The following is a 1,321-nucleotide window of genomic DNA, read 5'->3' as shown; positions in this document are numbered from 1 at the left end:
TATTTTTTACTCTGACTTCATTGGTTATGGCTGGGTTTTTTCCAGGACCTCAAGGATCTAGAATTGGTATAGGTGGAGACGCGCCATTTCAGGTATTAAATGAGAGATTAAACTATCTGTTGAAAGGAGAAAAACTCAGCTATGGAGTAGCTAGAATATCTATAGGAGGAATTAGGGAAGGAAGTTATGTTGGAGAAGCAGGTGGCGCAGTTTTTCCAATTACTGGAGAGGGAATAAGGCCGTCAATTATGCACGCATATCTCATGTCTAAAGTAATTAAGGGAGAAAGTCCTAACATAATCAAATCTTCTATTCTTAATAAGATAATTAATGCACATCTAGACTTTATCAATAAGGCAAAAAACACTGAACATCCAGGTAGTAAAATAGTACAAATATTTATGGGAAAAGCTAATAAAGTATAATTTATTTTTTAAAGAAATAGATTTATGAAAACATTCTATCTAAAAGTAATAAAACCCTCTAGATTTCGGGGTCGTGAAACTGTTTCTGATTCTAGTGTAACAAATGGTTTTTAAATGTGTTTTAGGTAAAGTTTTACGATGAACTCCATACTGATGCTGTGCACTGCACAAAAGTATGGGGTGATGTCTAAAGGGATCCGTGCCGTTGATCCCGATGCCCTTGATCTCACACTGGAGGTAGCTGTGCTATTGATGAAGGTGGGGGGTGAGGAGTAAGTCCATAGAGGATACCTTGAAATGCGCTAAACTATCTAGGAGTACCCTCTAGGGACAAACGGTAAATTATTCTGACCTTTCGGTAGATTTTTCTCTCCTTCAGTTCAAAACACAATAGAGTATAGAAAGACTTAACTTTGTAGCATAAAGGGTGGGTCTAAACCAGCGCGTGATAAGACTTTAGATAAAAGTAGAAATCGAGAATAGAAATGATTTCTTTTTCACATAACTATAACGCGGATAGAACCTTGATGTATACATGCTGGATTAACTTCTGATCTACTTCCCCGCTTTCTCCTTTTGCATCTTAACATCTTCCTCATCCATTAGAAATAACTACTATAAGCAAAGGCGTAAGATCTAGGTTATACCCTTTAAACTCTTCACCTTTGTACCATGAATAAAACGTGAAATTTTAAGCTAAGTATTGAAAACATTAACGCTTTGAACAAATTTAACAAGAGTTGATTGCTCGTCTGTTTCCTAAGTTAGACTTAGCTGTGTTAACCCTTTTGTCTGTCCTTTTTCATATCTCTTCATAGAAGTAGACTGATATCCACTCTAGGGGTCATGCATCTTACGCGCTAACACTAGCTAGGTCTATCTTTTAACCTTTGTTC

General features: G+C 36.6%; 1 pseudogene. It reads left to right on the top strand.

Annotated features, from left to right (window positions below):
* Positions 1–425 (top strand): annotated as a pseudogene (locus CM19_RS12985) (hypothetical protein); the annotation flags it as partial.
* Positions 426–1,321 lie beyond the last annotated feature (896 nt).

This window comes from Candidatus Acidianus copahuensis (genome assembly GCF_000632495.1).
GTDB lineage: Archaea > Thermoproteota > Thermoprotei_A > Sulfolobales > Sulfolobaceae > Acidianus > Acidianus copahuensis.
Note: the sequence above shows the minus strand (reverse complement) of the source record. Positions and strands in the feature narration are given on the sequence as shown.